Origin of the sequence: Actinoplanes couchii (assembly GCF_016862075.1) — a bacterium.
GTDB classification, from domain to species: Bacteria; Actinomycetota; Actinomycetes; order Mycobacteriales; family Micromonosporaceae; genus Actinoplanes; species Actinoplanes couchii.
Window position 1 is genome coordinate 38,887 of sequence record NZ_BOMG01000090.1, and the last position, 15,318, is coordinate 54,204.

A 15,318-nucleotide genomic window follows, 5' to 3' on the forward strand; every position below is an offset into this window, starting at 1 on the left:
CTTAACGGTCGTTCAGCCGATTTGTGGCCTCCTCGTAGAGGTCAGCCGCCAGCTCCCGCACCGGGGTGTCCGGGCCCAACCGCTCCAGCAGCACACTCAGCAACCGCGCGGCCTCGGCCTCCGATCCGGAATGCAGCAGCGCCTCGCACAACATGCACTCCGCCCGGGCGGCCTCGTCGTCGGCGCCGATCTCCCGCAGCTGCTCCGGAACGCCCCGCAGATGCGGCACCACGTCGGCGTGCCGATCCCGGCGCAGGTAAAGATTGCCGACCTCGAAGGAGAAGATCGAGCGGGTCCACCGTACGCCCGGCTGTTGCGCCAGCTCGTCGGGCAACTCCTCGAACCGCCGCGCGGCCAACTTGATGAGCTCCTCCGCCTGCGGCACGTCGTCCGCGTAGTTCAGCGCCATCAGCTGGCGGCGCAGCACCCGCAGCTCGGCGGACAACTCGCCGGCCTCGTGCAGCGACGCGGCCGCGGCCCGGAACGTCAGCGCCGCCTCGGCATCCCGGTCCAGGTCGTAGAGCAGCTGACCGGCCTGCTCGCCGACCTGGCCCCGGCCCACCGGATTGTCCGCCAGGCCCTCGATCAACGTCCGGTAGATGCCCAGCGCCTGATCGTTGTCGCCGAGACTCCGGTAGACGGCGGCGAGCAGGAACCGGGTGTCGGCCGCCGGTTCCGGATAGCCCAGCCGCTCGAAACCGAGCAGCGCCTCCTCGGCCACCTCGGCCGCCTCCGCCGGACGATCCGCCCGGTGGTAGGCCTGCGCCAGGTCCTGCCGGGCGAAGACGCCGGTCTCCTCGCCGTACTCGTTCGTGTCCAGCTGCGCGATCGCCTCGACAAGATCGTCGATCGCCTCCATCGGCCGGTCCAGGCTCAACAGCGCGCGGCCACGGTTGAGCCGGCCGGCCAGCGCCGTGCCGGGCAGGCCCCGGGTCGCCGCGTCACCGAACGCGTCCACCGCCTCCACGGTGTCCTCGGTCAGCTGGCCGAGCATCAGGGCGACCTCGGCGCCGCGCTGTGCCGGGCCGTGCACGCGGTAGAACTCCCACGCCTGCCGGGCCGCCTCGACCGCCTCGTCACGGTCGTCGTTCATCGCCCGGTTCTGGGCCCGGACCATCGCGTGATAGGCCCGCCGGCGTGGGTCACCGGTCTCCGCGGCGAAGCCGTCCGCCCGGTCCCCCGCTTCGTTCGCCTCGTCCAGCCGGTTCATCAGCCGGAACATCTGCGACAGCCGGATCCAGGCGCTCGCCCGGCTCTCCGCGTCACCGTGCTCGTCGTGGTGGGCGACGTTCGCCTCGACCACGGCCAGCAGCTCCGCAGTCGGCTCGTCGTCCCGGGCGCGCAGCACCGCCAGCCGGGCCCGCATCATGCTCGCCTCACCGGCGTCGCCGGACTCGGCGAAAAGCTCGGCGGCCCGCTCCCAGTGCTCCACCATTTGCCCGGACTCCTCGTCGGGCAGCAGGAACCCGCGCAGCGCCCAGAGCCGGGCCGCGGACCTCGGATCCTCCGGTGGCCGCTGCTCCAACACCGCCAGGACCTGCCGGGCCGCGTCCTCGCGATCATCCCGCTGATACTTTTCGGCCAGATCGAGTAGCTCGGCCAGGGAGGCGCTCTCGTCCACCCGAACCGGCGGCTCCGGCTCTCGCTCCGGCTTTTCGACAGGCCTGGCGGCGGTGATCCGCGCCGTCGCCGCGAGCGGGATCTCCACCTCGAACGGCGCGGCGCTCATCAGATCGGTGATCACACTCGTCTGGTGCATGGTGCCGTTGCGGGCGTCGAAACGAGCGGCCAGCTCCAGCGCGAACGTCGCCAGCTCGCCGGCCAGCTCGGCCGCGGTGGTGTCCGGCCGATCCGACCGGCGGATCGGGGAATCGCCGTGCCCACGCTCGGTCAGCCGGCGCAGCAGCAGCACCGCGCCCGCGGCGAAATGCATCGCCGCGGCCGGGGACGGCGCCCGGTCCAGCCAGTCGATGTGGCGCTGCAGGATCTCCAGGCCGCGATGCTCGTTACCGGTCCGCGCACAGAACCGGATGTGCCCGCCGATCTCCCACAGATCCGCCAGATTGTTGCGTTCCAGCAGGTAGGAGCGCCGGTGTGCGTCGGCGGCCTCCTGTGGGCGGCCGGTCTTCAGGTAGACGGTCATCAGCTCGCCGAGGATGTTCTGCGGCTGCTCGGAACAGGACAGGTCGCCGGCCAGCACCGGGCCGGCCAGCTCGGCGGCCTCCTCGAACCGTTCGGCGGCGACCAGATGCCGGACCAGCGTCGTCGGGTCACAACCGGCACAATCGGACAGCGCGTTACGGGGTGCGGCCTGCCACTTCTTGAACCAGGACTCCGCCTCCTCCCGGTCGCCGACGTGCCGGGCGATCAGGTAACGGTGCTTGAAGACCGGCTGCAGGCCGTGACCGGACTCGCGGTAGCGGCGCTCCATGTCGTCGAGAACCGCCCGGGTGCGCTCCAGCGGCACCTCGGGGAACGTCGTCAGAGAACTGACCATGTTCTTGAACAGCCACAGCAGGTTGTGTTTCCACTGCTCGTGGTACGGGCCCGGGTTACGGTCGAAATCGGACACACACCAGGAGAAGGCGGGGAACGCCTTCACCGGCTCGCCGCCGTAGATGTAGGCGGTGGTGGCGAACAGCCGGGTGTAGAACTTCAGCGCGGCGTCGTCGGTGGCGTCGACATGGCGGAGCACCTGCTCGACCATCGCGATCTGCGCCGACCCGTACGGCAGGTTGTCGGCTTCGCCGAGCAGTTCCCACAGGTCCTCAGCGGTCTTCATCAGTCCTGGTCCTTCTTGTGGCTCTCGCCGGGCACCGCACGATCCAGCAGGCCCAGGAACGACGTGGTCAGCAGGGCCGCATCGGACGGGCGGATCGGGTGGTGGCCGAGCAGCAGCGCCTGACCGTAGAGCGACTCCACGGCGAGACCCGCCAACTCGTCGTCACCGAGCGCAGTCACCCGCCGGACCAGCGGATTCCGATGGTTCAGCACCAGCTGCGGGCGATCCGACGGAACCGTGCGGGCCAGCGCGTCGAGCACCCCGCCCCACAGGTCGTCGGCCTGATCCCGGCTCGCGGTGAACTCGTCCTGGAACGCCGCCTCCCGGCTCACCAGGTAGAGGGCCGGCAGCGTGACCGGATCGAAGACCCGCACCACGACCTCGCAGCCCAGCCTGTCCAGACGCCGCTGGGCGGCCGCCAGGAACGGGCGCAACCGCAGCTCCGCCTCGGTGTCCACGGCGGTGAACCGGGTGGTCAGATCGGTCGGGTCGAGCCGCTCGGCACGCACCTCCGGATCCACCAGGGCCAGCCTCTGGATCAGCTCGGCGTCGTAGACGTAACCGCCGTTGATCAGCCCCACGTCCTGGGCGGCGGCCACCGCGGCCAGCTGACGGAACTCGTCGGCCGTCGACGCGTAACGCAGCACCCCGTGCCGGGCCCGGAACTCGGCGAGCGTGACCTCACCCATGTTGGTCTGCATCGGGTACCACTGCTCGACCAGCCGCAGCATCTCGTCGTCGTGCAGGGCCAGCGCCTTCACCCCGAGGTGGTGGATGCTCAGGAACGCGGCCAGGCGGCGCGGATCGGTTGTCGACAGCCGGACCAGCCAGCCGCGCAATTGATCTGCGATCGCCTCCCGGGTCTCGGCGAGCAGGCCGTCGTCGTAGAGCGCCTCCCGGCTCGCGGTCGGGCGCAGCTCGGTGCTGTCGACCACACAACGGGCGAAGAACGCCCACTCCGGCAGCAGGCCCTCGATGCTCTCGGACAGCAGCATCCGCTTCAGGTACACCCGGTGCCCGCCCCTGGTCGCCGGGTTCACCGGGGTGGGCAACACGAACGCGGCACCGGTCAGGCCGGCCGCCGGCACGTCCAGCTCGATCACGTCGAACGGGCGGAAACCCAGCGTGCGCTCGGCGTAGGCCATCCGGGACTCGGGCGGCAGGTTCCACGGGACGGTGCCGACGGTCACCTTGCGGTCGTCGACCATCACCCGAACCGGGAGCAGCGCGCCGTACGTCCCGGCCAGCTCGGCCACGGTCTCCGCGGTCAGGTAATGCTCGGCACCCCGGCGGGGCATCAGGGTGACAGTGGTGCCCGGCTCGCGGTCGTCGCCCGGCCGCACGTCGTAACGCCCGTCGGAATATCCGGTCCACAGCACCGGTGTGGCGTCACCGCGCCTGGTGTGCACCCGGATCTCATCGGCGACCAGGAAACAGGAGAGCAGCCCGATGCCGAACTGCCCGAGGAACTCGTGCCGGGCGAACCCCAGCTCGTCCCGTTTCGAACTGCGCCCGATCGTGGCCAGCAGCTCGTGCACCTGCGCCTCGGTCAGCCCGATCCCGTTGTCGTCGATCCGCAGCGTGCCGTCCCCACTGCGATCCGACGACGTGATGACCACGACGCCTTCGTGCTCCGGCCCGACCGCCGTGATCGCATCGACAGCGTTCTGCAGCAGCTCACGGACGTAGACGCGGGGGCTCGCGTAGAGGTGGTGGCTGAGCAGATCGACGATGCCCCGCAGGTCGACCTGGAACGTGTTGCTCACGCGCGGCACGGTACCGCCTACCACCGACAAATTCCGACCGATACGCCCCACAGAGCCACCCGTTCGGCTCCCGGCCCCAACCACCACCCACCCTCACCTCCCCAAACACACCCCGCGCCCACAACCACACCACCCCGAACAACTCCCACGCCGCCCTGCCCAGCCCGCACCCCACCTTCCCGCCGCGCCACCTGACCACCGTCGCCGCCCAAGCCCAACCCGCACCCACCGTCGCTGCCCAAACCCCGCCGCACCGCCCAGACGGCGCGCCCTCGCCGCCCGGATCGCCCCTCGCCGCCCGGGCCGCGCGACCTGGCCACCGCCCTCAGCCCAACCGTCTTGGTCACGCCGTTGCCATCGCTGCCCGAGCCCCGCCCTCACCATCCGGGCCGCGCCTCGCTGTCCCGGCCGCGCCTTGCCGTTCAGGTCGCGCTCTTGCTGCGGATCCCAAGACTCCTCGGACCAAGCGCTGCTGTGACGAAAGCCGCCAATCCATGCCCTGGCTGCGCCTTTCAGGAAAGGGCGCCGACCGCGACGGCCCCCGTTGGATCGGTTTCCCCCAGCCCGATCCACCGTCGCGGTCAGCGACCGGTCAAAGGCCGCCCCTCAGGCGACGCCCGGACTCAGGGGTCTGCCGGCGGCACGGCGGAACCCGATCGGCCGGGGTGGCATCTCCCGGTTGGCGAGGAGGAGCATGGCCAGGATCAACACCAGCGCGAACGGCCAGCACCGCTGAGCCGTGGTCCATTCCGCGGTGACCGGAAACGGCCACGGCGAACTCCGCTCGGTGAAGAACAGCGAGACGACCATGGCAACGCCCTGAACCGTGGGCCCGAACAGACCCCCGATGGACTCCACCCGATAACGGGCACCGATCGCCGCTGCGGCAACCGGCAGCAGCCCGCACACCGCCGCCTGGAGGATCACGAATCCGTCCGGCCAGATCGCTGCCGGCCCCACCACGATCCGGGCGCCGGCATACAACAGCACCCAGATCAGCGTCGCCGGGACAAGCAGCACCGCGAGGCGCAACCACTGCCGCCGCCACCGAGCAACTGGCGTGATCACCGTGAACGTCATCAGATCAGGCAGAGCGAATCCGGCCGCCGCACCGAGAACCGCTGCCGCCAACAGCAACCCGATCACCGTCATCCGCGGATCTGCCTCCGTCCGGAGCACCGAAGCCCGGAACACCGGAGCCTGCACGACCAGCGCCAACACCACCGCCCCGGCAAAGGGCCACCAGGGCACGGCCCGGATCAGGTGCATGGTGAGCAACCTGGTCACGGGCAGACCCCACGATCACGACCGGCTGTCGCACTGTCCGGGACGGTCTGCGCTCCGGCCGGAGCCGACGGCGGTGTGATCGTCACGCCGATCCCGGCCAATCCGGTGGCCGACAGGTCGAGGATTTCGGACCAGTGCTCGGCCAGATAGCCCAAGACCTCTTCACGAGGTTTCGCCAGCAGCATCTCGGCAGCGTCGACCTCGGCCTGGCTGTGACGGACCCGGGGAACGGTCAGGTTCTTACCGGGCGCGGCCTGCGCAAGCATCCACATGGCCACCACCACGCGATGCTGCCCGGTCGCGTCGCAGGAATCCCACACCCCGGTGTCCTCGACCCGGAGAAGCCCTACCGAGGCAGCCACGTAGTCGCGAACCACCCGCTCCTTGGAGTCCTCGGCCCAGCCACCGATCCGGCCCCAGGTGTCCCCGACGATCATTTCCGGATACCCGGGTGTCATCGGCTTCTGATCGAACATGTCGGCGATCTGTCGTACCGAAGGCCGGTCGGCATTAGCCGGCAACAACGCGGCGACCGGCTCGACCGCTTCCCGCCAGTGCTCGATCCAACCGCCGTAGCCGGGCAGCGCGCAGTACCGCACGCCCTGCTCCGTCCGGCAGTCCAGCTTGTCCGGGGCGATCGCCTGCAGGACCTCTTCCGTTTCGATGAAATCCGGCGTCGCGGCGGCTTCCCGATGCACGGACAGTCCGGCGGCCAGCACCGCGACCACGGCGACCACGGCGGAGGTCTTCGGAACGGCGGGCCGGCACACCGCGGCGACCGCCAGCGTCAACAGCCCCAGCAGGTAGAGCAGGTGCCATCCGAACGGATAGCTCGTGCCGAAGTCCCACACCATCAACGGAATCGGGAAGAGCGCGTCCGCTACCCCGCCTGGCCCCTGCCCGACGATCAACAGCACGAAAATCGCGGCGATCAGTGCGACGACGGTCAACGAACCGGCCGCGATATGGGGCAGCAACCGGCCGACCGCCACGCCGACGGCGGCCCCGATGGCCGGGATGACGAGCACGACCAACGCCGCCCACAGGTTGAACCGCCCGACCGGCCAGGTCGGCAGCAACAGCAGCAGCGAGATCGCGTAGACGATCGCCCCGGTGACCGCGGCGATCGGCACTGTCACCAGCAGGGCGAGGCTGCGGCGGCTCGGACCGGCGGGCATCGTGCGGATGCTCTCCTCGGCTCCGGCACGGTGGTCCCGCCCGGCCGCGAGATGGGTGGCGAGCAGCAGACCGGCGCCCAGGATCAGGGATGCCATGCCGACGTTCTCGTGGAAGGTCTCCCAGGTCGGCATCCTGGTCCAGGACCAGACGAGTGTCAGGGCGACGGACAGGAACAGGCCGATCCAGTAGTAGGGGCTGTGCCACATCCGCCGGGTCTCGGCCCGGGCCAGGGCCATCGTCGCCACGCTCGCAGCGGGCGCGGGGTGCGTGGGCCGGTCCATGGTGACGGTCATCGGGCCACCTCGGCAGCCGCGGCGGCGCCCAGCAACAGCAGGTAGCCGTCCTCGATCGACGGCCGGGTGGCCTCGGCACCGGCCGGTTGCCGCCCGATCGTCCGGTAGAGGCCGTCCGCATTCCTCCAGTAGGCCGTGCTGCCTTTCGGTGGCTCCTCGGAGAGCCACACCTGCCCCTCGGCCACTCCGGCCAGCTCGCGGGGGCTGCCCTCGAAGATCACCCGGCCGCCGCTCATCACCACGACCCGCTCGCAGAGTGCCCCGACGTCCTCGGTCTGATGGGTGGAGAGCAGCACGGTCCGCCGCTCGCCGAGCCGCGACACCAGTGCCCGGAACAGCATCCGCTGCTCGGGATCGAGCCCGACGGTGGGCTCGTCCAGGATCACCAGGGCGGGGTCGCCGAGCAGCGCTTGGGCCAGGCCCAGTCGCTGTCGCATCCCTCCGGAGAGTTTGCGCACCTTGGTCTTGGCACGATCGGTGAGTTCGACCTCGCCGAGCACCCGCCGCACCTCGGCCCGTCGGCGCCGGGTCTCGGTGATCTCCTTCAGCACGGCGACGTAATCGAGCAGGTCGTACGCCGTGAAGTTCGGATAGAGCCCGGGATTCTGTGGCAGGTAGCCGATCCGGCGGCGGACCTCGGTCCGCTGCGCGGGCACCGCCGGGTCGAGCCCGGACACCCGGATCGAGCCGTCGTCCGGGGCGAGCGCGGTGGCCAGGCACCGCAGCAGCGTGCTCTTGCCGGCGCCGTTGGGGCCGAGCAACCCGGTCACCCCGACGTCGATCGTCATGTCGACGGAGTCGAGCGCGGTCCGCGCGCCGTAGTGTTTGGACAAACCGCTGACAGTCACCGTGGTCATCGACTTTCCCCCAGGTCGAAGCGGCTCCGCCGCCGGAACAGGACGGCTGCGGCGACGGCCGCCGCGGCGAGATAGCTGATCTGTGCGGACGGCCCGAACAGGGTCGGCACGAAGACCTCCTCCTGGGCCTGTTGGACCGCCAGGAGGCCGGTGAGCCAGAGACCACCGAGCACGCTGGCGGCCACCGGCAGGGACAGGATCGTGGCGAGCGCCAGCGTCCCGGTGCAGAGCAACAGGGCCGGCAGCAACCAGCCGGCCGCCGCCAGCCACCCCGGCCCGGGCATCAGGAGCCCGGCGACGGCGGCCATCACCGTCGCGATGCTGATGACCGCAACCGCCCGCCACAGCACCAGCGCCGGGCCGGCTGACGGGGTGGTACCGGTGATCTCGTGCATCGGGTCGACAGCCGGGCCGTAGGCGCCGGAGACCGCTATCACCGGCAGGATCGGTGCCAGGACCAGGAACAACGTGCTCGCGGCGCCGGGGTCACCGCTCCAGGACAGCAGGGATCCAGCGATGGCCAGCCCGAGGACCGCGATCGTCGCGGCGAGCCAGGACCAGCGCAGTGCCGGAGTGGCGGTGAGCAGCAGCCACCGGTGCTCGGGCAGACCGACCCGGGCCAGCAACCGCTGCACCGGACCGATCCTGGGTGCGTGGATGTTGTCGTAGACGACCGAGAAGTTGCCGGTCAGCCAGGTGATGTCGACCTGGATCTCGCCACGGCAGCCGGCGCAGGCCAGCATGTGCGCCTCGACGGCCATGAGCCGACTCGGTTCGAGAGCACCACGCTCATACTGCTCGCGCAGCTCGGAATCGACGTGCCATTCAGCGGTCATGTGGCGCCTCCTCCGAGGTGCGGACGGTCAAGTCGGGGCTGGTCATGTCGGGGCTGGTCATGTCAGGAGCTCCCGCAGGCGGGTGCGGGCGCGTGTCAGCCGGCTCTTGGCGGTGCCCTCGGGGATGCCGAACAGCTTCGCCGCCTCACGCACGGTCAGGCCGTCGAGCGCGGTGGCCTCGATCAGGCTGCGCAACTCGGGGGAGAGCCGGTCGAGGGCCGGGCCGAGGGCGCCGTGCTCCACACCGAGCAGCACCAGCTCCTCAGCGGACGGTGTGGTGGCGACGTCGTCGGACAGGTCGGCGGCCGGGTCGCTCAGCCAGCGGTGGGCCGGGCCCCGCAACGCGGACACCAGACGGCGGACGGCGATGGTCCACAGCCAGGCCGCGGCGTCGGCTGCCCTCTCCTCATACCGATGGGCGTCGTCCCAGACCGCGACGAACGTGTCCTGGATCGCGGCGTCGATCACATCGGGGTCGGCGCAGCGCCGTCGCAGCCGGGCGCGCAACCAGCCGGCATGCCGGTGGTGCAGGATCCGCAGCGCCGCGGTCTGCTCCGCGGCGACGGCACGCAGCAGCTCGGCATCGCTGCTCTGCTCGTTGACCGGGGGGACCGGTCGTTGTCTTCTCCGTCGCACATCTGGTCTATCGCCGACGGGCCTCGATTTGGTTCACGCAAAATGATGGCGCTGCCGAAAAGGCAGCGCCATCAGGGATTTCAGCTCAGTCCACCGGGCTCCGTGCCCTTGACGATCGGTGCCCGGACCAGGTTTCCCCACTCCGTCCAGGAGCCGTCGTAGTTGCGGACCTGGGGATAGCCGAGCAGGTGCCGCAGGACGAACCAGGTGTGGCTGGACCGCTCACCGATCCGGCAGTAGGCGATGATGTCGTCCGCCGACTCCAGCCCCAGCTCGTCGCGGTAGATCTTGATGAGTTCGTCGTGCGGTTTGAACGAACCGTCCTCGTTCGCCGCCGACTTCCACGGCTTGCTGACCGCGCCCGGGATGTGCCCGCCGCGCAGCGCGCCCTCCTGTGGATAAGCCGCCATGTGAGTCAGCTCACCGGTGTACTCCTGGGGCGAGCGGACGTCGACCAGCGGACGCCCGCTGGAGATGTGGCCCATCACCTGGTCACGGAAGGCGCGGATCTCCGCGTCGTTGCGCACCGGAACCGGGTAGTCGGCGGTCGGCCGGACCGTCTTGTCCCTGGTCAGGGTGCGGCCCTCCGCCGCCCATTTCTGCCGGCCGCCGTCGAGCAGCCGCACGTCGCGATGCCCGAAAAGACTGAAGACCCAGAGGGCGTACGCCGCCCACCAGTTGAAGTTGTCGCCGTAGAAGACGATCGTGTCGTCGCGGCCGATGCCCTTGGCCGCGCACAACGCCGCGAACGCCGCCGGGTCCAGATAGTCCCGGCTGATCTGGTCGTTGAGCTCCAGATGCCAGTCGACCTTGACCGCGCCGGGGATGTGGCCGGTGTCGTAGAGGAGCACGTCCTCGTCCGATTCGACGACGACCAGGCCGGGAGTTTCCAGATTCGCGGCGAGCCACTCGGTGGTGACCAGTTTGTCTGGGTGCGCGTACGCCTGCAGCGCCTGCGCCGGATCACTCGGAACGGACATGCCGACAACGCTAGTCCCACCGAGAGGGTCGCCGCGCGCCTGTGGATAACTGGATGAGTTCGTCGCACCGGGTGCCTAAGCTCGCTCCATGTTGCTTCGGATGTCCACCTTGCTTCTCAAGACCCTTCGTGAGGAGCTGGCGGACGCGGAGGTGCCGAGTCACCGCCTCCTCGTGCGCGCCGGTTTCATCCGCCGCGCCGCGCCGGGCGGCTACACCATGCTCCCGCTCGGCAAACTGGTCCTCGACCGGATCACCGCCGTCATCCAGGAGGAGATGCTCTCCGCCGGCGGCCAGGAGGTCTCGTTCCCGGCTCTGCTGCCCCGCGAGCCCTACGAGACGAGCAACCGCTGGACGGAGTATGGGGATCTGCTCCTCACCCTGAAGGACAGGCGGGGCGCCGACCACCTGCTCGCCCCCACCCACGAGGAGATGTTCACCCTGCTCGTGCAGGACATGACCGGGTCGTACCGGGACTATCCGATCCTGCTCTTCCAGTTCCAGACGAAATTCCGTGACGAGGCACGGCCCCGTGGCGGTCTGCTCCGCGGTCGCGAGTTCCTGATGAAGGACGCTTATTCGTTCGACCTCTCCGAGGCCGGATCGATTGCGGCGTACGGCCGGATGCGCGCTGCCTACCAGCGCGTCTTCACCCGGATCGGCCTGGAGCACACCATCGTCTCGGCCACGTCGGGTGCGATGGGCGGCTCGGCGTCCGAGGAGTTCCTGGCCGCCGCCGAGGTGGGGGAGGACACCTTCGTCGGGTGCACCGTCTGTGATCACGCCGCCAACACCGAGGCCGTGACCACTCCCGTGCCGGCTCCCGTCTTGGCCACCGCGCCCCCGCTGGAGGTGCACGACACCCCCGACACCCCCACGATCGCCGCCCTGGTCGAGCTGGCCAACAACCGGCGGCTGGGCGGGCGCGACGACTGGACGGCCGCCGACACGTTGAAGAACGTGGTGGTCACCGTGGACCACCCCGGCCGCGATCCGGAGCTGCTGGCGATCGGTGTGCCCGGTGATCGCGAGGTCGACATGAAGCGTCTCGAAGCGGCGCTGTCCCCGGCCACCGCGACCCTCTTCGACGATTTCGCGGCGTCCCCCGATCTAGTCAAGGGTTACATCGGCCCGCAGGGCATCAAGATCCGATACCTCGCCGATCCCCGGGTCGCCCCCGGGACGTCCTGGCTGACCGGGGCCAACGAGCCGGGCCGGCACGCGACGAACGTGGTGGCCGGCCGGGACTTCACCCCCGACGGCACGATCGAGGCCGCCGAGGTGCGGGCCGGCGACCCGTGTGCGGCTTGCGGCGAGGGCACGCTGACGATGCGCCGGGGCATCGAGATCGGGCACATCTTCCAGTTGGGCCGGCGATACACGGACGCGTTCAAGGTCGACGTCCTGGGTTCGGACGGCAAGCCGGTCCGGCCGACCATGGGCTCGTACGGGATCGGTGTCTCGCGCGCGGTCGCCGCCGTCGCCGAGCAACACCACGACGACCGGGGTCTGGTCTGGCCGGCCGCGATCGCGCCCGTCGACGTGCACATCGTCGCCGCCGGTAAGGACGGTCAGGTGGAGGCGGCTCTCGAGCTGGGCGCCACCCTGTCCCGGTCCGGTCTGCGAGTTCTCGTCGACGACCGGCCCAACGTGTCGGCCGGGGTGAAATTCACCGATGCCGAGCTGATCGGCATCCCCAAGGCGGTCGTGGTCGGCCGTCGTCTCGGCGAGGGATTGGTCGAAATCCGGGACCGCAAGACGCAAGAACGGACGGAGGTACCGATGGTGGACGTGGCGGGTGTAATCAGAGCGGACGCCGGGTAACGAATGGGGCGACAGTGGTGGAGAGGCGGAAGCATGGTCAGGCTGGTTGCTGACGCGATGACCCGGCAGGTCGTGTACCTGCCGGCAGACACCCCGCTGGACGAGGCGGCCCAGGCCATGCGGGATCAGGGCATCGGCGACGTGGTCGTCACACAGGGCCCGACCCTGTCCGGCATCGTGACCGACCGGGACATCGTGATCCGGGCGGTGGCCGAGCATCAGGCGCCGGCCACCACGACGCTCGGCTCGATCGCCACCCGGGAGTTGCTGATGGTCGAGCAGAGCGCGACGGTCGAGGAGGCCGTCCAGGCGATGCGGGACCGGGGCGTACGCCGCCTGCTGGTCTGCGACGCGGACCGCAACCTGGTCGGCATCCTGAGCCTGAGCGACATAGCCCTGCTCCCGACTTCCCCAGCCGCCGCCTGACCCATCCCGCAACCCGCCCACTGGAAAGACGCGAAGCGCGGGCTCGACATCGCGACGCGTGCCGTCCGTCTTGCACCGGACGGCGCGCGCTGTCACCCGCCGCCGATTTCCGCCGCGACTCGGGCGATGCCTCGTGCCAGTCACGGGCTCGAACGATGCCTCGTCTCAGCCGCGAACCGGGGCGATTCCCCGTGTCAGCCGCGGACTCGAACGATGCCTTACCTCAGTCGCGGACTGGGGCGATGCCTCGTGCCAGTCGCGGACTCGGGTGACTCCCCATGTCAGTCGCCGACTCGGGCAAGTCCTCATGTCACTCGCGGAGGAGTAGTGGGCGCGCGGGACCAGGGCGGGCGCGGGCGGGAGATCCGCGTAGGGTCGGAGTGTGAGTGACATGCCGCCGAAACTGGCTGAGATCGTCGATGAGTTTGCCTCCGCGCCTCGTGACGTGGTGCTGGAGATGCTGCTCGAGTTCTCCGACGCCGTGCCGCCTCTGCCCACGGAACTGGCCGGGCACGAGGGCATGGAGCAGGTGCCGGAGTGTCAGACCCAGTTCTTCCTGAAGGCGGTCGTGCAGCCGGACGGCAGCGTGGTGACCTACTTCGACTGCCCGCCGGAGGCGCCGACCACCCGGGCCTTCGCCGGCATCCTCGCCGAGGGACTGGCCGGGGCTTCGGCCGCTGAGATCCTGGCGGTGCCGGATGACCTCTACGCCCGGATGGGCCTTTCCCAGGCGATCAGCCCTCTGCGGGTACGTGGTGGAACAGCCGTCCTGGCCCGCCTCAAACGTCAGGTCGCCGAGCAGCCGGCGTCCTGATTCCACATGCCCTTCGACGTGCCCCGTAGCTGAGCGACAAATCCCCCCAAGACGGAGTGACGTGGATATTCAGGTCTGGTCGGACGTGATCTGCCCCTGGTGTTACATCGGCAAGCGCCGTCTCGAGAAGGCGCTGGAGTCCTTCGACGGTGCGGTGACGGTCACGTACCGGGCGTATCAACTGGACGCCACACCCGTACCCGAGCCGCTGCCTCTCAAAGAGGCCTTGGCCGACAAATTCGGTGGGGTGCAGCGTGCGGAGCAGATGTTCGCTCAGGTGGCGACGATCGGCGCGGGTGAGGGGCTGACGCTCGACTTCGACCGGGCGATCGCCGCCAACACCTTCGCCGCGCACCGGCTGATCACCTGGGCCGCGTCCCACGATCGGCAAGCGGACATGCTGGACGCCCTGCAGCGAGCCCACTTCACCGACGGCGTCGACATCGGGTCGCTGCCGGCCCTCGCCGCGGCCGCCGGATCGATCGGGCTGGACACCGCGGAGGCGCTGGCCTACCTGGAGTCGGAGGCCGGCACCACCGCGGTCCGTACCGACATCGACGAGGCCCGCGCGCTCGGCATCAGCAGCGTCCCGACGTTCGTGATCGACGGGAAGTACGCCGTGTCCGGCGCCCAGGAACCGGAGACGCTGCTGTCAGCCCTAACGGAGATCACCCGACGCGAGGACGCCAACGCCGGCCGATGATGTTTCACGTGAAACATCATCGAATCGCGTCAGGAGACCTCTCGGGCGAGTCCGTCGATCACCACCGCGTTCGGTAGCGCCCCGAGAGCCGGACCAGCGATCGCAATCTTGCTGTGCCGGACTCCCGAACCGACAATCACATGCGGCGTGGCCACCACCCGGGAGTCGACCAGAATCGGCCAGTCCGCTGGCAGGCCGATCGGGGTGATGCCGCCATATTCCATCCCGGTCAACGAAACCGCGTCGTCCATCGGCGCGAAACTGGCCTTACGAACGTCGAGCTGACGCCGGACCACACCGTTGACGTCCGCGCGGGTGGTGGCGAGCACGATGCAGGCGGCGTACTTGGCCACCCCACCTCGACTACCGGCAACGATCACACAGTTGGCGGACTCGGCCAGGGTCACCCCATACGCCTCACAGAACGCGGCCGTATCCGCCAGCGTCGGGTCAATCGGCGCCACCAGTACCTGGTCGGCGTCGATCGGCCCTTCCACCGGCCACACGGCCAACGCCTTGGCCACCGGCGCCGCGAGCAGGTCCGGACGTGACTGGGCAGATTCGGTCTGCAGGCTTCCCATCATGACGCCCATCCTCGCCCAGCCCACCCCCATCGGCACATCCACCGCGAGATGGTCAGCCCAACTCATCCCCCGAGACCGACCCCCACCGTCCGACCCCAGCCCTTCGGCCCCGGCATCCAACCCGGAGTCCGACTTCCAGGGGTCCGACTTCCGAAGGCCAACTCACGGCTGGCAGCCGACAACAGGCAACGGACAGCAGGCGCCAACACAGGCGACGGCAGACAGCAAACAGCGGACCACAGTCGGCAGGCGGCGGGCAGGCGGCAAGCGGACGGTGGTCGGCAAGCGGACGGTGGTCGGCAAGCGGACGGTGGTCGGCAAGCGGACGGTGGTCGGCAAGCGGACGGTGGTCG

At 69.8% G+C, this 15,318-nt stretch carries 13 protein-coding genes; 4 read left to right on the forward strand and 9 right to left on the reverse strand.

What is annotated here, in order from left to right; genetic code table 11:
- Position 1 precedes the first annotated feature (1 nt).
- The 8 genes from Aco03nite_RS35835 to Aco03nite_RS35870 form a co-directional block, all read right to left on the reverse strand.
- Positions 2–2,782: a tetratricopeptide repeat protein gene (locus Aco03nite_RS35835; protein WP_203804014.1), complete on the reverse strand. Its 2,781-nt coding sequence runs from the start codon at positions 2,780–2,782 to the stop codon at positions 2–4.
- A complete protein-coding gene (locus Aco03nite_RS35840; protein ID WP_203804024.1) occupies positions 2,782–4,548 on the reverse strand; it encodes an HSP90 family protein in 1,767 nt (588 codons plus the stop codon). Before Aco03nite_RS35840 ends, Aco03nite_RS35835 begins: the two co-directional genes overlap by 1 nt.
- Before the next feature lie 606 nt (positions 4,549–5,154).
- Entirely contained in the window at positions 5,155–5,835 is a 681-nt protein-coding gene (locus tag Aco03nite_RS35845; RefSeq protein ID WP_203804027.1) for a hypothetical protein, read from the reverse strand.
- Positions 5,832–7,307 carry a hypothetical protein gene (locus Aco03nite_RS35850; RefSeq protein ID WP_203804030.1) on the reverse strand — a complete coding sequence of 492 codons (1,476 nt, stop codon included), beginning with the start codon at positions 7,305–7,307 and terminating at the stop codon, positions 5,832–5,834. The genes Aco03nite_RS35845 and Aco03nite_RS35850 overlap by 4 nt, the downstream gene beginning before the upstream one ends.
- Complete coding sequence (locus Aco03nite_RS35855) at positions 7,304–8,164, reverse strand: ABC transporter ATP-binding protein (RefSeq protein WP_203804032.1); 861 nt, start codon at positions 8,162–8,164, stop codon at positions 7,304–7,306. The genes Aco03nite_RS35850 and Aco03nite_RS35855 overlap by 4 nt, the downstream gene beginning before the upstream one ends.
- Entirely contained in the window at positions 8,161–9,000 is an 840-nt protein-coding gene (locus Aco03nite_RS35860) for a zf-HC2 domain-containing protein (protein ID WP_203804034.1), read from the reverse strand. The genes Aco03nite_RS35855 and Aco03nite_RS35860 overlap by 4 nt, the downstream gene beginning before the upstream one ends.
- Positions 9,001–9,057: 57 nt before the next feature.
- Entirely contained in the window at positions 9,058–9,636 is a 579-nt protein-coding gene (locus Aco03nite_RS35865) for an RNA polymerase sigma factor (RefSeq protein ID WP_203804036.1), read from the reverse strand.
- Between the two features lie 80 nt (positions 9,637–9,716).
- Complete coding sequence (locus Aco03nite_RS35870; protein ID WP_203804038.1) at positions 9,717–10,616, reverse strand: sulfurtransferase; 900 nt, start codon at positions 10,614–10,616, stop codon at positions 9,717–9,719.
- A gap of 88 nt (positions 10,617–10,704) precedes the next feature.
- On the opposite strand from Aco03nite_RS35870, the gene Aco03nite_RS35875 reads away from it, so the two are divergent.
- The 4 genes from Aco03nite_RS35875 to Aco03nite_RS35890 all read left to right on the forward strand — a co-directional run bounded on the left by Aco03nite_RS35875 (position 10,705) and on the right by Aco03nite_RS35890 (position 14,381).
- Entirely contained in the window at positions 10,705–12,438 is a 1,734-nt protein-coding gene (locus Aco03nite_RS35875) for a proline--tRNA ligase (RefSeq protein ID WP_203804040.1), read from the forward strand.
- 33 nt (positions 12,439–12,471) lie between these two features.
- Positions 12,472–12,864, forward strand: a complete 393-nt coding sequence (locus Aco03nite_RS35880; RefSeq protein ID WP_203804053.1) for a CBS domain-containing protein — start codon at positions 12,472–12,474, stop codon at positions 12,862–12,864.
- A gap of 382 nt (positions 12,865–13,246) precedes the next feature.
- Positions 13,247–13,678, forward strand: a complete 432-nt coding sequence (locus Aco03nite_RS35885) for a SufE family protein (RefSeq protein WP_203804054.1) — start codon at positions 13,247–13,249, stop codon at positions 13,676–13,678.
- 61 nt (positions 13,679–13,739) lie between these two features.
- Positions 13,740–14,381 (forward strand): DsbA family oxidoreductase, encoded by a 642-nt coding sequence (locus Aco03nite_RS35890; RefSeq protein WP_203804055.1) that lies wholly within the window; start codon positions 13,740–13,742, stop codon positions 14,379–14,381.
- A 29-nt stretch (positions 14,382–14,410) separates the two neighbouring features.
- Here Aco03nite_RS35890 and Aco03nite_RS35895 read toward each other — a convergent pair whose 3' ends face one another.
- Positions 14,411–14,962, reverse strand: coding sequence for a YbaK/EbsC family protein (locus tag Aco03nite_RS35895; protein ID WP_203804062.1), 552 nt, complete (start codon positions 14,960–14,962; stop codon positions 14,411–14,413).
- Positions 14,963–15,318 lie beyond the last annotated feature (356 nt).

Coding starts and splice junctions, on each gene's coding strand:
- Aco03nite_RS35870 (WP_203804038.1), bottom strand. CDS start 10,616: ATGTCCGTTCCGAGTGATCCGGCGCAGGCGCTGCAGGCGTACGCGCAC.
- Aco03nite_RS35855 (WP_203804032.1), bottom strand. CDS start 8,164: ATGACCACGGTGACTGTCAGCGGTTTGTCCAAACACTACGGCGCGCGG.
- Aco03nite_RS35880 (WP_203804053.1), top strand. CDS start 12,472: ATGGTCAGGCTGGTTGCTGACGCGATGACCCGGCAGGTCGTGTACCTG.
- Aco03nite_RS35895 (WP_203804062.1), bottom strand. CDS start 14,962: ATGGGAAGCCTGCAGACCGAATCTGCCCAGTCACGTCCGGACCTGCTC.
- Aco03nite_RS35850 (WP_203804030.1), bottom strand. CDS start 7,307: ATGACCGTCACCATGGACCGGCCCACGCACCCCGCGCCCGCTGCGAGC.
- Aco03nite_RS35835 (WP_203804014.1), bottom strand. CDS start 2,782: ATGAAGACCGCTGAGGACCTGTGGGAACTGCTCGGCGAAGCCGACAAC.
- Aco03nite_RS35860 (WP_203804034.1), bottom strand. CDS start 9,000: ATGACCGCTGAATGGCACGTCGATTCCGAGCTGCGCGAGCAGTATGAG.
- Aco03nite_RS35875 (WP_203804040.1), top strand. CDS start 10,705: ATGTTGCTTCGGATGTCCACCTTGCTTCTCAAGACCCTTCGTGAGGAG.